Source organism: Saccharopolyspora hirsuta (assembly GCF_008630535.1).
GTDB classification, from domain to species: domain Bacteria; phylum Actinomycetota; class Actinomycetes; order Mycobacteriales; family Pseudonocardiaceae; genus Saccharopolyspora; species Saccharopolyspora hirsuta.
In genome coordinates this window covers 195,346-199,409 of the sequence record NZ_VWPH01000010.1, presented here as the reverse complement: position 1 = coordinate 199,409, position 4,064 = coordinate 195,346, and the positions used below count along the sequence as shown (strand labels likewise).

Here is a 4,064-nt window from a genome sequence, read left to right as displayed (position 1 = left end):
CGAGGACGGAAGCCGGAAGGAGCAACGTGAACGGTGAGATCCCGGACCTGGCCGACCCGCGGACCTTCGCGGAGCACGACCTCGGTGATTTCTGGCGGCGTCTGCGCGCCGAGGAACCGCTGCACTGGCAACCACCGCGCGGCGACCGGTCCGGCTTCTGGGTCCTGAGCCGCCACGCGGACATCATGGCGGTGTACCGCGACGACGAGCAGTTCAGCTCGGAGCGGGGCAACGTGCTGGTGACCCTGCTGGCCGGGGGCGACTCCGCGGCGGGCCGGATGCTGGCGGTCACCGACGGGCCGCGGCACCAGAAGCTCCGCAAGGTCCTGCTGAAGGCGTTCTCCCCGCGCGCGCTGAGCCGGATCTCCGAGCGGGTGCGGGACAACACCCGGCGGCTGGTGTCCGCGGCGGTGGAGGGCGGCGAGTGCGATTTCGCCGCCGAGATCGCCAGCCGCATCCCGATGGCGACCATCAGCGACCTGCTCGGTGTGCCGGAATCGGACCGCGATTTCCTGCTGCAGCAGACGAAGTCCGCGCTGAGCTCGGACGACGCCGACGGCACGGACCTGGACTCGGTGCTGGCCCGCAACGAGATCCTGCTGTACTTCGGGGAGCAGTGCGAGCAGCGCCGCCGGAATCCGGGCGACGACGTGATCAGCGTGCTGGCCACCAGCAGCATCGACGGCGAGCCGCTGTCCGAGGACGACGTGGTCCTCAACTGCTACAGCCTGATCATCGGCGGTGACGAGACCAGTCGGCTGACGATGATCGACGCGGTGCGCACCTTCGCCGACCGGGAGGACCAGTGGCGGCGGGTGAAGGACCACCAGGTCGATCTGGACCCGGTCGTGGACGAGGTGCTGCGCTGGGCCAGCCCCACCATGCACTTCGGCCGCCGCGCGGTGCGCGACGTGGAGCTGCACGGCCGCACCATCCGCGCCGGGGACGTCGTGACGCTGTGGCACAGCTCGGCGAACCGGGACGAGCGGGTGTTCGCCGAGCCGGAAGTGTTCGACGTCGCCCGTTCGCCCAACAAGCACCTGGCTTTCGGGTACGGCCCGCACTACTGCTTGGGGGCGTACCTGGCCAAGGTCGAGGTGGCCGAAGTGCTGTCCGCGCTGCGCGATTTCGCCACCGGTTTCGAACTGGCCGGTCCCGTCCAGCGGATCCACTCCAACTTCCTGACCGGCATCAGCAGTCTTCCGGTGCGGTTCGCACCGGACGCCGCCGGGCTGGAGCGCCACCGCGCTGCCCGGTCGGCCGGAGTGGACGGGTGAACCGTCCCGCGCCGGTCCCCCGACCGGCCGCGGAAGTCGAGGAGCCGCACCGGATTCCGGTGCGCAGTGCGGAAGGGAGAGCACGATGAGCACGAACCCGTTCGAAGACCCGGAGGGCACCTACCTGGTGCTGGTCAACGACGAGGGGCAGCACTCGCTGTGGCCGGCGTTCGCGGAGGTCCCGGCGGGCTGGGAGGTCGTCCTGCGCGACGCCGACCGGCAGGCGGCGCTGGACTACGTCAACGAGCACTGGACCGACATGCGCCCGCGGAGCCTGGTGCGCGCGATGGAAGGCGACGCGGCCGCCGGGTGAGGTGGCGCGGTGGGTGCACCGCACCCGCTGCTGGAGCGGATCGAGATGGAGCGGAAGGGAACCAACCGGATGGGGCAGCTTCGAGGACGTCGGCGCGCCGGGCGCGCGCTCGCGGGTGTGCTGGTGCTGGTGCTGACGGCGTTCCTCGGAGCGTCCCAGGCCGCGGCCACCGGGACCGAGCGGGCCACGATCCGCTACACCGAGTACGGCATCCCGCACGTCGTCGCCGACGACTACGCCGGGCTGGGCTACGGGTACGCCTACGCGGCCGCCCGCGACAACATCTGCCTGATCGCGGAGGCCTACGTGACGGTCGACGCCGAGCGCTCCCGCTACTTCGGCCCCGACGCACCGGGGAACCCGGCGCTGGGCAGGGCCAGCACCAGCGCGAACAGCGACGCGTACTACCAGTACCGCAAGGACACCGGTGCGGTGGAGCGGCTGGTGGGGCAGGCGCCGCCCATCGGGCCCGAGCCGGAGGTCGCCGAGTTCGTGCGCGGCTACGTCGCCGGGTACAACCGGTTCCTGCGCGACACCGGCCGGGACGGCATCACCGACCCGGCCTGCCGGGGGGCCGAGTGGGTCCGGCCGATCGACGAGCTGGACGTCTACCGGCACGTGAACGCGGTGGCCACCGCGATGGGCAGCGGGGTGGCCATCGACGGCATCAGCACCGCCCGGCCCGCACCGGCCGGGGTGCTGCCCGAGGTGCCCACCCACCTCGACCTGTTCCCCGCGGAGAAGTCGATGGGCAGCAACGCGATCGCGGTCGGGGCGGACGGGACCCGGGGCGGTGGCGGCGTGCTGCTCGGCAACCCGCACTTCTACTGGCAGGGCGCCCTGCGGTTCTGGCAGTCGCAGCTGACCATCCCCGGCGAGGTCAACGTCTCCGGCGCCAGCCTGCTCGGGTTCCCGGGCATCCAGATCGGGCACAACCAGGATGTGGCGTGGAGCCACACGGTGTCCACGGCGGCGACCTTCGGGTTGTTCGAACTGCCGCTGGCACCGGGCAGTCCGACCACCTACCTGGTCGACGGGCGGGCCCGCGAGATGACCCCGGTGCCGGTCTCCTTCGACGTCCGCCGCCCCGACGGCACGATCGGCCGGGAGCAGCGGACCATCTGGACGACGCCGCAAGGCCCGGTCGTCACGCAGCTGGGCAACGTGCCGCTGCCGTGGGCGAGCAGCGCGCACGTGCTGCGGGACGCGAACGCGACGAACCTGCGCGCCCTCAACACCTGGTTCGACCTGGCCCGCGCGGGCAGCACCGAGGACGTCAGCCGGGCCCTCGCAGCGAGCCAGGGCATGCCCTGGGTCAACACCATCGCCACCGACCGCGCCGGCAACGCGCTGTACTCCGACGTCCAGGCGGTCCCGCACGTCACCGACGAGCTGGCGGCCGACTGCAGCACCCCGCTGGGCTCGCAGGTCTTCCCCAGCAGCGGCATCCCGGTGCTCGACGGCGGCCGGAGCGAGTGCGAGTGGGGCAGCGATCCGGCGGCGGTCGAACCCGGGCTGCTCGGCCCGGCGCAGCTGCCCGAGCTGACCAGGCGCGACTACGTGCTCAACGCCAACGACAGCCCCTGGCTGACCAACCCGGAGGCACCCCTTGCGGACTACCCCCGCGTGGTGGGTGACGTCGCGACCGAGCGGTCCGCCCGGACCAGGGAAGCGATCCGGACCGTCGAGCGCCGGTTGTCCGGAACCGACGGCCTGCCGGAGCGCGGGTTCAGCGCCGAGGACATGAAGCAGGTGCTGTTCGCCGACCACAGCCGGGTCGCCGAGCTGGCCGCGGCGGACACCGCGCGGATGTGCGCGGCGTTCCCCGGTGGCCGGGCGCCGTCGAGCTCCGGGCCGGTCGACGTGTCGGCCGCGTGCCCGGCCCTGGCCGACTGGGGGCACGACTTCCGGCTGGACAGCCGGGGTTCGCTGCTGTTCGAGCGGTTCGTCGCGCAGCTGGCCGAGGTGCCCACCGGGCCGTGGCGGACGCCGTTCGACCCCGTCGATCCGGTCAACACGCCGAACACGCTGGCCGTCGAGAACCCGGCCGTGCAAACGGCTTTCGGCGATGCCGCCGCCGAGCTGCAGACCGCTGGGATCCCGCTCGACGCCCCGCTCGGCGAGTACCAGCACGTGACGCGCAACGGCGAGCAGATCCCGGTGCACGGCGCGCCGCACCAGACCGGGGTCCTCAACGTGCTGACCCCGCACTGGGATCCGGCCGCGGGCAACACCGAGGTCACGCACGGCTCCAGCTTCCTGCAGGTCGTGCAGTTCGACGCCGGGGAGTCCCCCCGTGCGTCGACGCTGCTGACCTACTCGCAGTCGGCCGATCCCACCTCACCGCACTACGCCGACCAGACCCGGTTGTTCTCGGCCGGGCAGTGGGTCCCGGCCCGGTTCGGCGAGCGCGAGATCGCCGCGTCACCGGTGCTGCGGGTGGAAGTCATCTCCGAGCGGTGAGAGCGGGAGGA

3 protein-coding genes are annotated in these 4,064 nt (G+C 72.3%); all 3 read left to right on the top strand.

Annotated features, from left to right (window positions below; translation table 11 throughout):
• The first annotated feature begins 26 nt into the window (after positions 1 to 26).
• A complete protein-coding gene (locus F1721_RS22560; RefSeq protein WP_150068738.1) occupies positions 27 to 1,277 on the top strand; it encodes a cytochrome P450 in 1,251 nt (416 codons plus the stop codon).
• 85 nt (positions 1,278 to 1,362) lie between these two features.
• The gene (locus F1721_RS22555) at positions 1,363 to 1,590 is read left to right on the top strand and encodes an MbtH family protein (protein WP_150068737.1); all 228 of its coding nucleotides are present in this window, start codon (positions 1,363 to 1,365) and stop codon (positions 1,588 to 1,590) included.
• 9 nt (positions 1,591 to 1,599) lie between these two features.
• Positions 1,600 to 4,053, top strand: coding sequence for a penicillin acylase family protein (locus F1721_RS22550; RefSeq protein WP_246155246.1), 2,454 nt, complete (start codon positions 1,600 to 1,602; stop codon positions 4,051 to 4,053).
• Positions 4,054 to 4,064: the final 11 nt, after the last annotated feature.